This is a genomic window from Rhodococcus aetherivorans, from assembly GCF_025722975.1.
Classification (GTDB): Bacteria; Actinomycetota; Actinomycetes; order Mycobacteriales; family Mycobacteriaceae; genus Rhodococcus; species Rhodococcus aetherivorans.
The window spans coordinates 2026280-2043516 of the sequence record NZ_CP106982.1 but is presented as its reverse complement, the minus strand read 5'-3'; the positions used below and the strand labels follow the sequence as shown (position 1 = coordinate 2043516).

The 17237-nt window shown below is 71.7% G+C and carries 17 protein-coding genes and 1 pseudogene; 5 read left to right on the top strand and 13 right to left on the bottom strand.

Translation table 11 applies throughout. From position 1 onward, the window contains the following. Nucleotides 1-10: 10 nt before the first annotated feature. Nucleotides 11-1027, top strand: a complete 1017-nt coding sequence (locus tag OCS65_RS09415) for an HAD family hydrolase (RefSeq protein ID WP_006935970.1) — start codon at nt 11-13, stop codon at nt 1025-1027. A 15-nt stretch (nt 1028-1042) separates the two neighbouring features. Here the strand turns inward: OCS65_RS09415 and OCS65_RS09410 are convergent, their stop codons facing one another. The 7 genes from OCS65_RS09410 to OCS65_RS09380 form a co-directional block, all read right to left on the bottom strand. Beyond that, nucleotides 1043-2065 carry a lysophospholipid acyltransferase family protein gene (locus OCS65_RS09410; protein WP_231772618.1) on the bottom strand — a complete coding sequence of 341 codons (1023 nt, stop codon included), beginning with the start codon at nt 2063-2065 and terminating at the stop codon, nt 1043-1045. Beyond that, on the bottom strand, nt 2062-3138 hold the full coding sequence (locus OCS65_RS09405) for an NAD-dependent epimerase/dehydratase family protein (RefSeq protein ID WP_044475927.1): 1077 nt from the start codon (nt 3136-3138) through the stop codon (nt 2062-2064). The genes OCS65_RS09410 and OCS65_RS09405 overlap by 4 nt, the downstream gene beginning before the upstream one ends. A 224-nt stretch (nt 3139-3362) precedes the next feature. After that, nucleotides 3363-3464, bottom strand: coding sequence for a 30S ribosomal protein bS22 (locus OCS65_RS09400; RefSeq protein WP_003402602.1), 102 nt, complete (start codon nt 3462-3464; stop codon nt 3363-3365). A 202-nt stretch (nt 3465-3666) separates the two neighbouring features. Then, nucleotides 3667-3903 (bottom strand): helix-turn-helix domain-containing protein, encoded by a 237-nt coding sequence (locus tag OCS65_RS09395; RefSeq protein ID WP_003937551.1) that lies wholly within the window; start codon nt 3901-3903, stop codon nt 3667-3669. 121 nt (nt 3904-4024) lie between these two features. Next, on the bottom strand, nt 4025-4843 hold the full coding sequence (gene proC / locus OCS65_RS09390; protein ID WP_029545142.1) for a pyrroline-5-carboxylate reductase: 819 nt from the start codon (nt 4841-4843) through the stop codon (nt 4025-4027). 49 nt (nt 4844-4892) lie between these two features. Continuing rightward, on the bottom strand, nt 4893-5747 hold the full coding sequence (locus OCS65_RS09385) for a thioesterase family protein (RefSeq protein WP_065922296.1): 855 nt from the start codon (nt 5745-5747) through the stop codon (nt 4893-4895). After that, nucleotides 5744-6415: a MerR family transcriptional regulator gene (locus OCS65_RS09380; protein ID WP_029545146.1), complete on the bottom strand. Its 672-nt coding sequence runs from the start codon at nt 6413-6415 to the stop codon at nt 5744-5746. Before OCS65_RS09380 ends, OCS65_RS09385 begins: the two co-directional genes overlap by 4 nt. Before the next feature lie 82 nt (nt 6416-6497). On the opposite strand from OCS65_RS09380, the gene OCS65_RS09375 reads away from it, so the two are divergent. Further along, nucleotides 6498-6917 carry a hypothetical protein gene (locus tag OCS65_RS09375; protein ID WP_006935984.1) on the top strand — a complete coding sequence of 140 codons (420 nt, stop codon included), beginning with the start codon at nt 6498-6500 and terminating at the stop codon, nt 6915-6917. On the opposite strand, the gene OCS65_RS09370 is transcribed toward OCS65_RS09375, so the two are convergent. Genes OCS65_RS09370 through OCS65_RS09360 form a run of 3 tightly spaced genes read right to left on the bottom strand, consistent with a single transcriptional unit; the run spans nt 6873 to nt 9872 of the window. Continuing rightward, nucleotides 6873-7835 carry a sugar phosphate isomerase/epimerase family protein gene (locus OCS65_RS09370; protein WP_006935986.1) on the bottom strand — a complete coding sequence of 321 codons (963 nt, stop codon included), beginning with the start codon at nt 7833-7835 and terminating at the stop codon, nt 6873-6875. The two genes, OCS65_RS09375 and OCS65_RS09370, sit on opposite strands and share 45 nt — an antisense overlap. A 13-nt stretch (nt 7836-7848) precedes the next feature. Beyond that, a complete protein-coding gene (locus tag OCS65_RS09365) occupies nt 7849-8922 on the bottom strand; it encodes a hypothetical protein (protein ID WP_231772617.1) in 1074 nt (357 codons plus the stop codon). Continuing rightward, nucleotides 8919-9872, bottom strand: coding sequence for a Ppx/GppA family phosphatase (locus tag OCS65_RS09360; protein WP_029545150.1), 954 nt, complete (start codon nt 9870-9872; stop codon nt 8919-8921). Before OCS65_RS09360 ends, OCS65_RS09365 begins: the two co-directional genes overlap by 4 nt. Before the next feature lie 45 nt (nt 9873-9917). On the opposite strand from OCS65_RS09360, the gene OCS65_RS09355 reads away from it, so the two are divergent. Next, the gene (locus tag OCS65_RS09355; RefSeq protein ID WP_231772895.1) at nt 9918-10748 is read left to right on the top strand and encodes a DUF3109 family protein; all 831 of its coding nucleotides are present in this window, start codon (nt 9918-9920) and stop codon (nt 10746-10748) included. On the opposite strand, the gene OCS65_RS09350 is transcribed toward OCS65_RS09355, so the two are convergent. The 3 genes from OCS65_RS09350 to OCS65_RS09340 form a co-directional block, all read right to left on the bottom strand. Beyond that, nucleotides 10730-11419, bottom strand: coding sequence for a response regulator transcription factor (locus OCS65_RS09350; protein WP_029545153.1), 690 nt, complete (start codon nt 11417-11419; stop codon nt 10730-10732). The genes OCS65_RS09355 and OCS65_RS09350 overlap by 19 nt on opposite strands. A 77-nt stretch (nt 11420-11496) precedes the next feature. Then, entirely contained in the window at nt 11497-12615 is a 1119-nt protein-coding gene (locus tag OCS65_RS09345; RefSeq protein ID WP_231386031.1) for a sensor histidine kinase, read from the bottom strand. Between the two features lie 218 nt (nt 12616-12833). Further along, complete coding sequence (locus OCS65_RS09340) at nt 12834-13580, bottom strand: phosphoglyceromutase (RefSeq protein WP_263509604.1); 747 nt, start codon at nt 13578-13580, stop codon at nt 12834-12836. A 132-nt stretch (nt 13581-13712) separates the two neighbouring features. Here OCS65_RS09340 and OCS65_RS09335 point away from each other — a divergent pair. Further along, nucleotides 13713-15480: pseudogene (locus tag OCS65_RS09335) on the top strand (hydroxysqualene dehydroxylase). A 138-nt stretch (nt 15481-15618) separates the two neighbouring features. Further along, on the top strand, nt 15619-17235 hold the full coding sequence (locus OCS65_RS09330; protein ID WP_231772616.1) for an FAD-dependent oxidoreductase: 1617 nt from the start codon (nt 15619-15621) through the stop codon (nt 17233-17235). Nucleotides 17236-17237: the final 2 nt, after the last annotated feature.

The following is a 17237-nucleotide window of genomic DNA, read 5'->3' as shown; positions in this document are numbered from 1 at the left end:
GGAGGTGCAGGTGCCGGAACGGCCAGTGCCACACGGCTGGGGATTCGGCGAGAACCTGGCCGGCCGCGTCAGCGAGACCCTGGCGGGTCTGATCCGGCCCGGCCGGCGCCGGCTGCTGAGCAAGTTCGGCCCCAGCGAGGCCGAGGTCCGCGCGAACCTCGCCGGCCAGGCGAGCGCCGACGCCGCTCTCGCGCTGCAGGAGGCCCGCACCGAGGCCGAGCCCGCCGACACCTCGACCACCGCCGTTCCGCAGGACCTGACCGCGGCCGCGTTCTTCGACGTCGACAACACGATGGTGCAGGGCGCGTCGATCATCCATTTCGCGCGCGGACTCGCCGCCCGCGACTACTTCACCAAGTCCGACCTGGCCGAATTCGCCTGGCAGCAGGTCAAGTTCCGGGTCACCGGCAAGGAGAACTCGGACGACGTCGCCAGCGGCCGCGAGAAGGCGCTGTCGTTCGTCGCCGGCCGGTCCACGGCGGAGCTGGCCCGCCTCGGCGAGGAGATCTACGACGAGATCATCGCGGACAAGATCTGGCCCGGCACCCGGGCGCTGGCGCAGATGCACCTCGACGCCGGGCAGCAGGTGTGGCTGGTGACGGCCACCCCGGTCGAACTGGCGAACGTCATCGCCGAGCGGCTCGGTCTGACCGGCGCCCTCGGCACCGTCGCCGAATCGGAGGACGGCGTGTTCACCGGCCGCCTCGTCGGGGACATCCTGCACGGCCTGGGCAAGGCCCACGCGGTGCGGGCCCTGGCGATCCGCGAGGGCCTGAACCTCAAGCGCTGCACGGCGTACTCCGACAGCCACAACGACGTGCCCATGCTCTCGCTCGTCGGCACGCCGGTCGCCGTCAACCCGGACGCCGACCTGCGGGAGCTGGCGAAGACCCGGGGCTGGGAGATCCGGGATTTCCGCACGGCCCGCAAGGCGGCGCGCATCGGGGTGCCGACGGCGCTGGCGCTCGGCGCGGCCGGCGGAGCGCTCGCCGCCGCCCTCGGCCGGCGCCGCGACCCCGCCGCGTGACGCGGGGCCGGTGCCCTAGCCGAGAAAGACGTTGCGCCGCTTGGTGAGCAACCGGTACAGCGTCTGCTGGATGGTCTCCCGCACGTGGTCGGTGACCTCGAACAGCACCATCGGATCCTCCACCGCGGCGTCGTCGTAGACGTCGGTGGCGATCGGTGTGCCGAACTCGATGTACCACTTCGAGGGCAGCGGAACGATGCCCAGCGGACCGAGAGCCGGGAAGAGCGGGGTGATCGGGAAGTACGGAAGGCCGAGAAGCCGGGCGATGGACGTGAGGTCGGCGATCTTCGGGTAGATCTCCTCCGAGCCCACGATCGAACAGGGCACGATCGGTGCCTTGGTCTGGAGCGCGGCCGAGACGAAGCCCCCGCGCCCGAACCGCTGTAGCTTGTAGCGTTCGCTGAACGGCTTGCCGAGCCCCTTGTACCCCTCGGGGAACACCGCGACGATTTGATCCTCGCGGAGGAGCCGCTCGGCGTCGGGATGGCACGCGAGGGTGTGCCCGGCCTTGCGGGTGACGCTGCCGACGACCGGCATCCCGAAGGCGAGGTCGGCCGCGAGCATCCGCAGCGGACGGTGGGCGAGGTCGTGCACCGCGACGGAGGTCATCAGCGCGTCCACCGGCAACGTGCCGGCATGGTTGGCGACGATCAGCGCGCGGCCGTCGGCCGGAATGTTCTCGATGCCCCGCACCTCGACGCGGAACCACTTCTCGAACAGAGGCCGCAGCGCGGGCAGCAGGACGTTGTCGGTGAAATGCGGATCGAACCCGAAGTCGTCCACCTCGTAGTCGCCCGTGATGCGGCGCCGGAGGAACTCGGCGGTACCGGTGATCTGCCCGACCAGCTTGTGCCGCAGATCGTCGAGGAATCCGTCGGCCGCCGTCTCCTGCACGGGCAGCTCGGGGCGCTCGGGTGGGGTCGGCGAGCCGAGGCCGTACGTCGACGGATGACCGGAACCGGCACCCGGACGTGCGGCCGCCCGCCGCGCCGACCCCGTCCCACCGTGGAGCGGGATCACCTTGGCAACTTCTGTCATCGCGCCTCCATCCGCTCTCCGAGCGCCGAGAGCAGGACCGACTCGGTTCGATCGACCCATTCCGTCCGGACGACCCGCCGCAGTCCGACGTTGCGGGCGAAGTCGTCGAGTGCCTGCTTGGTGGTCCACCTCGGCTCGAAGCCGAGTTCGGTGCGCATCCGCGTGGTGTCCAGGCCGCGCCCGAAGTGGAAGTAGTCGAGTTCTTCCTTGTTGAACGATTTCATCACCGGCCCCATCAGTGCCTGCCCGACGGTGCGGAACAACCCGTAGGGCATCGGCACGGTCAGTCCGCCGGCCCGCCGCACGGCCTGCGACATCATCACGATGCCGTCGCCGGCGACGTTGTAGGTCCCGGGCGGCCCCGCGACGGTGGCCCGTTCGAGCGCCGAGAGGGCGTCCTCCTCGTGCAGCAACTGCAACCGGGCGTCGCGACCGAGGATGGTGGGCACGATCGGCGAGGTGAGGTACCGCGATACCGAGCCGGGCATATGGTTGCCCACCGTCGGGGCGAGACGCAGGATCGTCGCGGCGATGTCGGGCCGTCGGCGCGCCATTCCGCGCAGGTAGCCCTCGACCTCGATCATGTCGCGGGCGAAGGCGCCGGTCGGCCGCCGGCGCGCGCTCATCTCCTCGGTGAATTTCGCGGGGTCCTTCGCGCTCGAGCCGTACACCACCGACGACGAGCGCAGCACGACGCGCCGCACGGACGGGGTCTTCTGGCACACGGCGAACAACTGCATCGCGCCGAGGACGTTCATGTCCTTCATCGCGGCGCGGCTACCGGACTTGGGAGCCTTGGTGAGGGTCGACGCGTGGACGACGGTGTCGACGTCCATATTCCGGATGACCTTGCCGATGAGGGGGTTGCGGATGTCGGCGAGCACGAACTCGGCGCGGCCCATGCGCCGCAGCATGTCCTTGGTGGGCGACTGGGTGTCGACCGCGATGACGCGCTCGACCGCCGGATGCTGCGCCAGCCGGGTGACCAGGTAGCCACCGAGGAATCGGCTCGCTCCGGTCACCAGGGCCACCCTCGGCGGGTCGATACCGTCGATCTCCGAACTCACCCACATACCCCCTGCCGTCACTCCGGTCTCTCACGATACGGTGACTTTCGCAACAAAGCATTACACCGGAGTAACCGATCACCGGAATGGCCCCTGTGCGGGACCTTCGGCCCCTCGGGCGCACACTCCGCATTCCGGCCGAACCGGACATTCCGCTCGCCGGCCGCCGACGAGCCGGCGGAAACGCTCGATGCCCGCCACCGCGGGGTGACGGGCATCGGGAGATCGATCTACTTGCCGAGTTTACGACGCTGCACTCGGGTGCGGCGGAGCAGCTTGCGGTGCTTCTTCTTCGACATGCGCTTGCGGCGCTTCTTGATCACAGAACCCATCTGGGTTTTCCCTCACGTTCTCTCTAGCGTTCCTGCGCGCACGCCGGTGACGTACGCCTGTTGTCGACGCTGGGCCTCGTGGTGACGAGCTCAGCGCCTCACGACACCGGGTGGCCGGTACGACGACAAGCAATCCTACCGGGGCGGGTTTCGATCGGTGAAACCGAGGTCCGCTCCGGGTTCGATTGCGGTCGTCGACCGCTCAGCCGACGTCGAAGTAGGACGTTTCCAGGTAGTCGTGCACAGCCTTGGCGTGCACCCGGAACGAACGCCCCACTCGCACGGCGGGCAGTTCCCCGCTGTGCACCAGCCTGTACACGGTCATCTTCGACACCCGCATCAGCGCCGCCACCTCGGCGACGGTGAGGAACTGGGTGCCGGAGAGAACCGACTGACCGTCCTCGGGTTGACCCTTCGACGGTTTGCTTCCAGATACCATTACACACCTCCGGCACGTCCCGCGCCGCCGGCTTCCCCTCCGGCGGAACAGACACGCACGTGCTCGATCGAGCTTAGCGTGACCAATGGTTCCCGTGCGACGATGCGCGCGACGAATTTCCTCAATCCCCGGACGAACCGAGGGCCGCGGAGCGGTCCCGGGCCGCCGCGAGCGCCTCGTAGAACGCCGTCCGGACGCCGCCGCGCTCGAGTTCCCGGATCGCCGCCGCGGTGGTTCCGCCCGGCGATGTCACCGCTGCACGCAGGTCGGCGGCGTTCTCCCCCGACCGGGCGAGCATGGCCGCCGAACCGGTCATCGTCTGCACCACCAGCTCGGTGGTGGTCGCCCGCGTCAGGCCCAGAGCGACGCCCGCATCGATCATCGCCTCGGCGACGAGGAAGAAGTACGCCGGGCCGGAACCGGACACGGCGGTGACCGCGTCGATCTGGGACTCGGGAACCACCGTCACGGTACCCACGGACTCCAGGATCTCGCGCGCCAGCGCCAGATGGTCGGGCTTGACGTGCCGGCCGGCGGCGATCACGCTCGCACCCTCCCCCACCAGCATCGGGGTGTTGGGCATGACGCGCACGACCGGCGATCCGGCGGGCAGCTTGTTCTCGTACCGCGACGTGGGCACGCCGGCCACCAGCGACATCAGCAGCTTCTCGCGGTCGCTGTCCAGGTCGGCCTTGCCCAGGTCCGCGAGCACCACGTCCACGTCGCCCGGCTTGACCGCGATCACCAGCACGTCGGCGCCTTCGGCCGCGTCGGCGATCGAGTCGGTGACGCGGATCGAGTACTCGGTGGCCAGCTCCTCGGTCCGGGCCGGGAACTTCTCGACGACCACCAGATCCTTGGTCGCGAATCCACTCTGCAGCAGCCCCGAGACCAGCGCCTCGCCGATCCTGCCGCCACCGATCACCGCAATTCTCGTCATGGGCAACAGCCTGCCACGACCGTTGTCGTGCCCCGCATCGCCCCGACGATCAGCGCGGGATCATCGCGAGCTGGCGGCTCTGCACGACGACGGCGCCGGTGGCGTCGACGACGGTGTGGTCCTCCTCGAACCAGGCGTTGCCCAGGACCGTGCTGTCGGCCATGATCCGCAGCCAGCCGGGCGCCGGCAGTCGCCGCAGGTAGGCGGTGAGCTGCACGGTCGGAGCCCAGCCGAACAGGCCGCGGTTCATCGTGACCGGGGCCGAGATGTCCCCGGCCATCAGCGCGAACAGCACGGCGGTGTCGACGTCGGCCTCGTCCCCCGGCCACGGCCGCGCCCACATCCGCACCACCGGTTCGCCCTGCTCTCCCGCGAGGAAGCGGGCGCTGGCCTCGTCCACGACGAGGTCGGCCCCGCCGCACAGGTTCACCACCTGCGCCATGGGGTGGCCGGGCCCGATGAGGGGCGCGCCGGCGGGCGGCTGCACCGGCAGCCCGGTGACCGGGTGCGGCGCGGTGTATCGCGGCTCGCCCGCGTCGGGCTGCCCGAGCGTCACCGAGGCACGGACCGCGATGCGGTCGCCCTGGGCCAGCTCCACGTCGACCAGACCGACCTGCTTGCCCAGCTTGCGGACGGTGGTGGTCAGCTGCACGTCGCCGGGGTCGGGGGCGGCGACGAACCCGGCACTCACCGCGAGGGGCTGCACGGCCGGATCGGACCCGGCGGCCTGCAGCGCCGACCGGGCCGCCGCGGCGCACACGGCGAGCATGCAACCGCCGTGCACCTTGGGGCCGATCGTCCAGACCGGGGCGATGTGGGCGAGCCAGCGATCGTCGCCGGCGGCGTCGAGTGTCGTCAGGTCGCGGAACGGGTGGTTCTCGGGATCGGGCACGGCGTCGGTCACTGCTGCTCCTGGGAATCGGCGACGGGGCTGTCGGGGGAACCGGGTGGGAAGAACTCGGTGAAGCGGCGGGCGGCAAGGTGCTGGTGCGCGAGGCGGCGCATCGCGGTGAGGACGGGTTCGTACAGGGCCGTGCCGAGGACCGCCGCCTCGACCGTCGCATCCCGGGACCGGGTGGGCAGCAGGTCGAGGTCGAGCTCGGCGATGCCGAGCACGTGCCGTCCGTAGACGTCGATGCGCTCGTCGCTCATCGCCAGGCCGGCGGATTCGAGGGCGGCCAGGGCTCGCTCGAGCTGCGCGACGGCCGCGAACCGCGGGTCGTAGAGCTGGCCGAGCCGCTCGAGGACGCGCCGGGCACGCGGATAGTCGCGGGGTTCGGGCGCGTCGTCGTCGGGCGGGTAGGGCGGCAGCGCGGCAATGGCCCGGCCGAGGGCGACGAACAGCGACTCGTCGGTGCCGTCGAGGAGACGGACGATCTCGCGGATGCGCGGCAGCGGCAGCCCCTGGGCGGCGAGCGCACGGATCAGGGCGAGGCGGCGGACGTGCCGCTCGTCGTACCGGGCCTGGGTGGCGCTGGTCGCCTCGCCCGGCATCAGCAGGCCCTCGCGCAGGTAGTACTTCACGGTCGCCAACGGGACGCCGGTGCGGGCCACCAGTTCCGAGATCCGCATTGCCACCTCCTCTTGACATCGGATAGTACAACTATCCAGTATTGGATATTGCAACTATCCAATTGTCTGCGAGGAGGACCTCGTGCATCCCGTACTCGTCATCGCCCTCGGCGCCACCCTGCTCACCGTCGCCGGGATCGCCTTCGGCGGCACGTTCCTGCTGCGCGTCACCGGCGGGCGGGTGCCGGCCAACGAGTTGCAGAAGGCCTTCTTCCGGGCCGGTCACGCCCACGCCGGCGTCCTCGTCACCCTGGGATTGCTCGTGGCGGTGCTCACCGACGCGGTCGGCGCCTCACCCGGATGGGCCGCGGCCGGCGCGCTCGCCGTGCTCGGCTCGGCGATCCTGATCCCGGCCGGATTCTTCCTGTCCGTGCTCGGCCCCGACCCCCGGCGGCCGGGCGCGATGATCGCCTCGGTGTGGCTCGGCGCCGCCGCCCTCGTCGCCGGGGTGACGATCTCAGGCGTCGTGGTTCTCGGCGCCGGGATCGGCGCCCTGGCCTGACGCGCGAACCTGCTCGATCGCCGTCGAACGCGGATGCTCGGGCCCGGTGGTGATCGCCAGTCGGGGGGCGCGGTGCAGATGCTCGCGCGCGAAGGCCAGCGCCTGGGCCAGCGCCCGTGCCCGCGCGGACCGGGTACGCGCCCCCTGGGTGCTGACCTCCAGGACGACGTGCCCGGAGAAGTCGCTCTCGGCGAGGAGCCGGCACACCTGCTCACACGGCTGGCCCCCCTCGCCCGGGAGCAGATGTTCGTCCGTCGAAGCACCGTGGCCGTCCGCAAGGTGCAGATGGGCCAGACCACCGCCCATGCGCTCGGCGAGCGCCACCGCGTCCATCCCCGCCGTGGCGGTGTGCGAGAGGTCCAGCGTGTAGTGCGCGAAGCCGGTGTCGGTGGGATCGATCGACGGGCTGTAGGCCGACACCGCCCGGCCCGGCCCGCCCCGCTTGCGCATGCGCTGGGCGGTCCGGTCGCGGCCGCCGAAGAACACGTCGGCGCGCATCGGGTACATGTTCTCCACCGCGACGACCACGTGACTGCGGTCCTCGAGGTCCGCCACCTGATCCGCGAAGCCGTCCGCGTAGCGGCGCTGCCACCGGAACGGCGGATGCACCACCACCGACGTGGCACCGAACGATTCCGCCGCCCGCACCGACCGCTCGAGCTTCGCGGCCGGGTCCGAGCCCCACACGCGTTGCGAGATCAGCAGGCACGGCACGTGCACCGCCAGCACCGGTACGCCGTACTTGCGCACCAGCGCCTGCACCGCCCGCACGTCCTGGCTCACCGACTCGGCCCAGATCATCAGCTCCACGCCGTCGTAGCCGAGTTCGGCCGCATAGCGGAAGGCCGCCTCGGTGTTCTCCGGATACACCGAGGCGGTCGACAACCCGACCAGGATCTCTCGCGAAAGGACGCTCATGACGACGTGCGGATCAGCCGGTGGGCAGCAGGAACAACAGCGGACCGAACGTCACGAAGGCGCCCACGGCGAGAGCGATGAGCTGGCTCGTGATGTCGTCGGTGCGGCGGAGGATGCGCACCATCGCCACCAGGCCGACAATGACCAGAAGTGCGAGCGCGAACGCCACCCACGGCAACGCGTCCCACAACTGTTCGAAGCCCTTGAACAGCAGCGCGCCCGCGATGATCGCGACGACGCCCTCGCCGATCAGCCGCACCCACTGACCGATCGCGCCGCGCGGCTCACCGGTGTCGGACGGGGCCTCGTCCGGCTCCGCCGCGGCCGGGGTCTCCGCCGGGGCGGCAGTGCCGCGACGACGGCGTGACCGCGCGGACCGCTCCTCCGGCTTCTCCTCGTCCGGCTCGTCCGCAGCGACGGGCTCGCCGATCGTCTCGGTGTCGCCGTCGGCGGTGTCGTCACCGTTGCCCCGCAGGTCGCTCGCGGGCCCGGACAGCAGCCTCGGCTCGGGGGCGTCGGCGGGCCGCGTCGGCGCGCTCGCGGTCACCTCGGCGTGGGCCCGCGCCCGCCGCGGCAGGACGGCCGGGCGGATGATCTCGGTCGGCGACTCGACCTTCACCGGCTGCACCCGCTCGGCGGCTGCCGGCTCCTCGCGCGTCCGGGGCGGCGACGGCGGGACCTGGGTCTCCGGCTCGACCTTCGGCGCCTCGAGTGCGAGGGGCTCGACCTTCGGCGTCGCCGGCACCACGGGCCCCGCCTTCGCCGGTACGACGGGCTGCGCCTGTGCCGGCACCACGGGCTCCGCCTTCAGCTTCGCCGGCACGACGGGCGCCGCCTTCGGCGCCGCAGGCGGGGCGGACGCGGCCGGCTCGGCCTCCGGAGCCTCGGCCTCCGGGGCCTTCGTCTCCGGAGGCTCGGGCTCCGGAATGCTGACGGGAATCTCTCCGGTCAGTTCCGCGACCGAGATTCCCCCACTGACGCCGCGGCGGCGACGTCCGCCGGCGCGGGAATTCACCTTCTGGCCGTTCCGGGCCAGCAGCTCCGCGACGGAGATCTGCCCGGTGTCGGTGCTGTGACCGTCCGTCATTGCGAAACCACCATCAATTCGCCCCCCATCTCGGTGTCGAGTTTGCGGAGGATGAGCCCCTCTCGCAGGGCCCAGGGACAGATGTCGAGCGTCTCCACTCCCAGCGCGCGCATGGCGGCCTCCGCGACCAGCGCACCGGCGACGATCTGCTGCGACCGGTCGGAGCTCACGCCCTCGAGCTCGGCACGGTCCGCGGTCGTCATGCGGGAGATGAACGCGATGAGCTGACGCAGCCCGGCGGCGGTCAGGGTGCGCCGCACGCGCGGGCCCGCCGACGACGGGGCGGCACCGGTCAGCCGCGCCAGGGTGCGGAAGGTCTTCGAGCTTCCGACGCACAGGTCGGGAACGCCGGCCGCACGAAGCTCCTGGGCGGGCCGGACGAGCTCGGCGTCGAGCCAGTCCCGCAGCACCGCGACGCGCCGCTTGCCGGGCGGGTCCTCGCTCAGCCAGTCCCGGGTGAGGCGACCGGCGCCGAGCTGCAACGAGAACGCGCAGTCCGGGTCCTCGTCGCCGCCGAAGGTCAGCTCGAGGGAGCCGCCGCCGATGTCGAGGCACAGGATGCGTCCCGCGCTCCAGCCGTACCAGCGCCGGACCGCCAGGAACGTCAGCCGGGCCTCGTCCACGCCGGAGAGCACCTCGAGTGCGACGCCGGTCTCGGCGCGGACGCGACGGAGAACCGCTTCGGAGTTGTTGGCGTCGCGCACCGCGGAGGTCGCGAAGGCCATCAGCTCCTCGCACCCGGAGGTGCGGGCGATGCCCGCGAAGTCGGCGACCGTCTCGACCAGCCGGTCGGCGCCCTGCGGGGTGATGTCGCCGCGGTCGTCCGTGTTCTCGGACAGGCGCAGGGTGGCCTTCGTCGAACTCATGGGGGTGGGATGGCCACCGCGATGAGCGTCCACCACGAGCAGATGGACGGTGTTGCTTCCGACGTCGAGTACCCCTAGGCGCACATACATACGGTACTGGGTCTACCGTCGGGTCCTGTGACAGCAGGTATGCCCGGCGCCGCACACAAGCAGGTCCCGGCCCCCGAAGTTCCCCTCGACTTCCCGCGCGAATGGGTCGAGTTCACCGACCCGGACAACAGCGAGCACGTCGTCACCGCCGACCTGACGTGGCTGCTCTCCCGCTGGACCTGCGTGTTCGGCACGCCCGCGTGCCAGGGCATCATCGCCGACCGCCCGGACGACGGGTGCTGCTCCCACGGGGCGTTCCTGTCGGACGACGACGATCGCGCCAAGCTGGACGCCGCCGTGAGACATCTCACTCCCGAGGACTGGCAGTTCATGGAGAAGGGACTCGGCAAGAAGGGCTACCTCGAGGAGGACGACCTCGAGGACGAGCCGGCCCTGCGCACCCGCCGCTACAAGGGTGCCTGCATCTTCCTCAACCGGCCCGGTTTCGCCGGTGGCATCGGCTGCTCGCTGCACAAGATGGCGCTGCGGCGTGGCATCGAACCCCTCGAGGTGAAGCCGGACGTGTGCTGGCAGCTGCCGATCCGCCGGACCCAGGACTGGGTCGAGCGCCCCGACGGCACCGAGGTGCTGCGCACCGTCGTCACCGAATACGACCGGCGCGGCTGGGGCGAGGGCGGCCACGACCTGGACTGGTACTGCTCCGGATCGCCGGACGCCCACGTGGGCGCCTCGCCGGTGTGGCAGTCGTACGCGCCGGAACTGCGCGAGCTGATCGGCGATGCCGCCTACGAGGAGCTCGCGCGGCTGTGCCGCCGCCGCGAGGGGCTGGGCCTGATCGCCGTGCACCCCGCGACGACGGCCGCCGCCGAGCGGACGCCGGAGCCCGCCCCCTACCCCTCGAGCTTGTAGCCGAGGCCGCGGACGGTGACCAGGTGCTGCGGCTTGGCGGGATCGGCCTCGATCTTCGAACGCAGCCGCTTGACGTGCACGTCGAGGGTCTTGGTGTCGCCGACGTAGTCGGCACCCCAGACCCGGTCGATGAGCTGGCCGCGCGTGAGCACCCGGCCGGAGTTGCGCAGGAGGTACTCGAGCAGGTCGAACTCCTTGAGCGGCAGGGTGACCGGTTTCCCGCCCACGTGCACGACGTGCCGGTCCACGTCCATCCGCACCGGCCCGGCCTCGAGGATCCCGTCGTCCTGTGCGGACTCGGCGTCGCTCTCCCCGCCGCGGCGCAGCACCGCGCGGATCCGGGCGATGAGTTCACGCGCCGAGTACGGCTTGGTGACGTAGTCGTCCGCTCCCAGCTCGAGGCCGACGACCTTGTCGATCTCGCTGTCGCGAGCGGTCACCATGATCACCGGCACGCCGGACCGGCTGCGCAGCTGCTTGCACACGTCGGTGCCGCTCATGCCGGGCAGCATCAGGTCGAGCAGGACGATGTCCGCGCCGGCCCGGTCGAACTCCGCGAGCGCCGACGGTCCGTCGCCGACGACGGTGGTGTCGAAGCCCTCCTTGCGCAGCAGGAACGCGAGCGGATCCGCCAGCGATTCCTCGTCCTCCACGATCAGCACACGCGTCACTGCTGGTCCTCCGTACCTTCCGTTACCTGGTGCATCCGGCTCGCTTCCGTTTCTCGTCGTGGATGTCGGCGTGGTCGTCACCGCTCCGCCGTCAGCGCCGCCCCGCCCTCGCGGCGAGGGGAGGCGACCTGTGACTCGCGGGGGTCGGCCGAGTGGGCGGGGATGAGGAGCGTGAACGTCGATCCGGTTCCCGGCTGGCTCCACAACCGGATCTCCCCGTTGTGGTTGGCGGCGACGTGCTTGACGATCGCCAGGCCGAGACCGGTGCCGCCGGTGGCGCGGGAACGGGCCTTGTCGACCCGGAAGAACCGTTCGAAGACGCGCTCCTGGTCCTCCTTCTCGATCCCGATGCCGCGGTCGGTCACCGCGATCGCCACCTTGCCCGCGCGCAGGGACCGGCTGACCGAGACCGGCGAGCCCGGGGACGAGTAGGCGACCGCGTTCTCGATGAGATTGGCCAGGGCGGTGACGAGCAGCGTCTGATCGCCGAGGACCTCGTAGCCGCTGGGGGCGTCGGTGGTGACGGTGATCTGCGCGTTCTCGGCGGTCAGGCGGGTGCGGCGCAGCGCCTCCTCGACGACGTCGTCGACCTCGACCACCTCGAGGTTCGGGAGCTTCTCGGCCCCCTGCAGACGCGAGAGCGCGATCAGTTCGGTCACCATGTTGCCGAGCCGGTTGGCCTCGCTCTGCAGCCGGGTTCCGAAGTGCCGCACGGATTCCGGGTCGTCGGCGGATTCGAGCAGGGCCTCGGCGAGCAAGGCCATCGCGCCCACCGGCGTCTTGAGTTCGTGGCTGACGTTGGCGACGAAGTCCCGGCGCGTGGCCTCCATCCGGACCTGCTCGGAGTCGTCGTAGGCGTAGAGCGCGACGAAGCGTGCGTCGTCGTCGAGCAGGCGCCGCGCGACGCAGCGCACCGCGACGCGCTCGCGACCGCGCGGGCTCTTCGCGGTGAGGTCGAGCTCGGCGGGCTCACCGGTCTCGAGGACCCGGGTGGCGGCCGCCCAGGCCGAGTCCTCGACGAGCCGGTTGCGGACGAGGCCGAGTTCCTCGGCGCGCGGGTTGAACAGGATGACGTCGTGGAACCGGTCGACGACGGCGATGCCCGTGTCCGCGCCGTAGACGACGCGGTCGAGCACCTGGGCCATGGTCAGGTCGGCGTCCGTGCGGTCGGTGGCCCGCCCCCGGAGGAGCCGCATCAGCACGATCGCGAACACGGCACCGAGGACGGCGGCCCCGGCGAGCAGCACGGCCTGCACAACAGTCACGTCTCGAATCGTACGTAGGCACGGCGGGACGGTGACAGCGGGTCGGGGCATTCCGCCGCACGTCACGCCGCATGTTCGCGGCATTTGCCGCGTGTTCACCGGCCGTTTCCCGGGGGCCGCGGGACGGCTGCCCGCGGCCCCCGGAGGGACTACCGTCCGCCCTGGCCGGCGACGGCGGCGGCACCGGCCGCGGCCGCCTCGGGATCGAGGTACGTGCCGCCCGGGTTCAGCGGGCGCAGGTTCTCGTCGAGGTCGTAGCGCAGCGGGATGCCGGTGGGGATGTTCAGCCCGGCGATCTCCTCGTCGGAGATCCCGTCGAGGTGCTTGACGAGGGCGCGCAACGAGTTGCCGTGGGCCGTGATCAGAACGGTCCGGCCGGCCCGCAGGTCCTGGGAGATGGTCTCCTCCCAGTACGGGATCAGGCGCTCGACGACGTCCTTCAGGCACTCGGTGAGCGGCACCTCGTCGACCTCCGCGTACCGGACGTCGCTGTCCTGGCTGTACTTGCTGCCGGGCTCGATCGGGGGCGGCGGGGTGTCGTAGCTGCGGCGCCACAGCATGAACTGCTCCTCGCCGAACTCCGCCTTGATCTCCGCCTTGTTCTTGCCCTGCAGCGCACCGTAGTGCCGCTCGTTCAGGCGCCAGTCACGCACGACCGGGATCCAGTGCCGATCCGCGGCGTCGAGCGCGTAGTTGGCGGTGCTGATCGCGCGGCGCAGCAGCGACGTGTACAGCACGTCCGGCAGGAGACCGTGCTCCGCGAGCAGCTCGCCGGCACGCTTGCCCTCGGCGATCCCCTTGTCGGTCAGGTGCACGTCCACCCACCCCGTGAAGAGGTTCATCGCGTTCCATTCGCTCTCGCCGTGGCGGAGCAACACAAGTGTTCCGTTGGTCATGGGCCAATCCTGGCACGCCCGGGCGGCGGTGCCACGTCCGCACCGTTCGGCGAATCCGCCCCGCGGGCCGCACACATCGGATATATGTGACAACGGTTGTTTTCAGAACGACGTCCGGATCGGGGGATTCTCGTGTTCGACACCCGGCTTTCCCGCCGCACCTTCCTCACCGCCCTGGGCGCGGTCGCGGTCGCGCCCACGACCGCTCACGCCGCACCGCGCTCGCCCGCGCTGCGCTCGGGGGGCCGGCGCGTCGCCGTGCTCGGCGGCGGGATAGCGGGCCTGACGGCCGCCCACGAACTGATCGAACGCGGCTTCGAGGTCACCGTCTTCGAACCGACCGCCCTCGGCGGCAAGGCCCGCAGCATCCCGTCGTCGGGCACCGGGTCCGGTGGACGCGCCGACCTGCCCGGCGAGCACGGCTTCCGCTTCTTCCCGGGCTTCTACCGGCACATCCCCGACACGATGCGGCGGATCCCCTTCCAGGGCAACCCGAACGGCGTGTTCGACAACCTCGTCGCCGGATCCGCCTTCCGGATGGCGATCCCCGGCGGGCCCGACCTGACCGCCCCCGCGTCGATCGCGCCGCTGCGCCCCGACGTCCTCGACCCCGCCTCGCTGCAGGAGTTCGTGGCCGCCGCCTTCTCCCTCGGCGGCGCGATCCCCCCGCACGAGCTGGCCGTCTTCACCCGCAAGCTGGTGATGTTCCTGACCAGCAGCCTCGAACGCCGCCACGGCCAGTGGGAGCACCAGACGTGGTCGCAGACGCTCGAGGCCGACGGCAAGTCGCCGGCCTACCGCAACATCCTCGTCTCGGCGCTGACCCGGCAACTGGTGGCCGCCCGGCCCACCGTCGCGTCCACCCGCACCATCGGCATCATGGGCCAGGCGTTCGTGTGGAACGCGATGGGCACCGTCCCCGAGTACGGTCACCTGGACCGGCTCCTCGCCGCCCCCACGAACGAGGCCTGGATCGACCCGTGGGCCGCGCACCTGCGCGCCCCTCGGCGTTCGATTCGAAATGGGCTGGGCGGCCGAGGCTCTCGACATCTCCTCGGGCTCGATCACCGGAGTACGGCTGGTGGACGGCGGCGGCACCCGCGCCGTCGCCGAGGCCGACTGGTACGTCGCGGCGATGCCCGTGGAGCGGGCCGTGCCGCTGTGGTCACCGCGGATCGTCGCCGCCGATCCGCGGCTCGGAGCCATGCGGAACCTGCAGACGGACTGGATGGTGGGCATCCAGTACTTCCTGCGCCGGCCCACCCCGATCGCCGACGGGCACGTCGCCTACCTCGGCTCGCCGTGGGCCCTGACCTCCATCAGCCAGGGCCAGTTCTGGCGCGGGGACTTCGCCGCCCGCTACGGCGACGGCAGTGCCCACGACTGCCTGTCGGTGGACCTCTCCGACTGGGACACCCCCGGCATCCTCCACGGGAAGACCGCGAAGGAGTGCACCGCCGAGGAGATCGCCCGGGAGACGTGGGCGCAGATGTCGGCGTGCCTCGACGACACCGGCACCGGCGTCCTCGACGAGAACGACGTCGTCTCGTGGTTCCTCGATCCCGGCGTCCGGTGGGACGCCGCGCAGGCCCGCAACACGAACGACACTCCCCTGCTCGTCAACACCGCCGGCTCGTGGGCCGACCGTCCGGACGCGCGCACCGCGATCCCGAACCTCTTCCTCGCCGGCGACTACGTCCGCACCGACATCGATCTCGCGACCATGGAATCGGCCGGCGAATCGGCGCGGGCGGCCGTCGCCGCGCTGCTCGAGGCCGCCGACTCGCCCGCCGCACCGCCGGCGCGGTACCGCCTGCACGAGCCGCCCGAGCTCGAGCCGATGCGGCGGATCGACGCCGACCGCTACCGCGCCGGGCTGCCGCACATCCTCGACGTGTGACGTCGGGCGCGCGCTGCCCGGCGGCGAGAGGGTCCGGAGCGTGGTCCCGTCGGCACGGAAGCAGGATGCGGCGAACGGGCACGCGCCGGAGGCGGATTCGGACATACTTCCCTCGAACGCGACGAAAGGGTATGCCCGATGAGCGAGACCTCGGTCCTGGTGGTCGGCGCCGGCCCGGTCGGACTGACCACCGCGCTGGAACTGCGCCGGCGCGGCGTCGACGTCGTGATCGTCGATCGGCTCCCGGAGCCGCCGCAGTACGCCAAGGCGGTCGGTATCCAGCCGCGCACGCTCGAGGTGTGGGACGCGATGGGCGTGCTCCGGCCGTCGCTCGACGTGTCCGCGCCGATGCACGGGCAGCTCGTGTACGTCGACGGGCAGGAGGTGATGCGCCTCGAACTCGCACTGCCCGAGCACGTGCCGTACCGATTCGTCTGCATGCCCCAGTACGCCACCGAACGGGTGCTGACGCAGGCCCTGGCCGAGCACGGCACCGTCGTGCGCCGCGGCGTCGAACTGACCGGCTTCGACCGGACCGCGGACGGCGTGGTCGCCGCCCTGCGCGACGGCGAGGACACGACGCGGCTGGCCGCCCGCTATCTGGTCGGCTGCGACGGCGCGCACAGCGCCGTGCGCAAGAGCCTCGGGGTGTCCTTCGACGGCGACGCGTTCCCCGAGGAGTACATGCTCGCCGACGTCGAACTGGACTGGTCGATGCCGGCCGGTTACGGCATCCGCGCGTCGACGCGGACCGACGGCACGACGACGGACATGATGGTGTGCATCCCGCTGCCCGGCGACGGCCGCTACCGCCTGTCGACGTTCGTCGCGCCGGACCTGGCGACGTCCGCGCCCGGCGTCGGAACCGTTGCGCACGGACTCGAGGGCGGGCGCCGGCCCACCCTCGGTCACATCCAGGCGGTGCTCGACCGGCTGGCGCCGGAACCGACACGGGCGAGTGCCCTGCGCTGGTCGTCGGTGTTCCGGATCAGCCACCGCCTCGCCGGGAACTACGGTGGGGGCCGGGTGTTCCTGGCCGGGGACGCCGCGCACATCCATCCGCCCACCGGGGCGCAGGGTATGAACACCGGCATCCAGGACGCCTACAACCTCGGCTGGAAGCTCGCGCTGGCGGTGCAGGGCCGCGCCGCCGACGGCCTGCTCGACAGCTACGACGCCGAGCGCCGGCCCATCGGGGAGGAGGTGGTGGGCCGCACCGTGCGGCACGCCCGGCAGGGCATCGGGGCCGGCGAGACGGACGCGGCGACCGCGATCGCGCGCGAGGCCCAGTTGCTGCTCGGCTACCCCGGCAGCCCGCTCGTGGGCGGCGACGTGCCGGACGGCGGCGGCCCGGCCCCGGGTGATCGCGCCCCGGACGCGACGGGACTGCGACAGGACGCCGTCGCGTCGCCGCTCCGGCTGCACGAGCTGCTGCGCCACCCCGGTCACACGGTGCTGCTGTGGGCGCCGACGGTGCAGGCGCTGGCGTCCCAGCGGGAGCTGGCCGAGCGGACGGCGGACCGTTTCGGCGACGCGCTGCGGGCGTACGTGCTCGTGGCGGGACCCGCCGGGACGCCGGCCGACGGCAGGGTGCTGCGTGACGACGCGGGCCGCGCCGCGCAGGCGTACGGGTTCGGCGGTGCCGCCGCGGCCGTGGTCGTGCGGCCGGACGGCTACGTCGGGTTCCGGGCGCAGGATCCGACGATCGAGGCGCTCGCGGCGCATCTCGGCCGGATCCTGCGGCCCGGACGGTAACC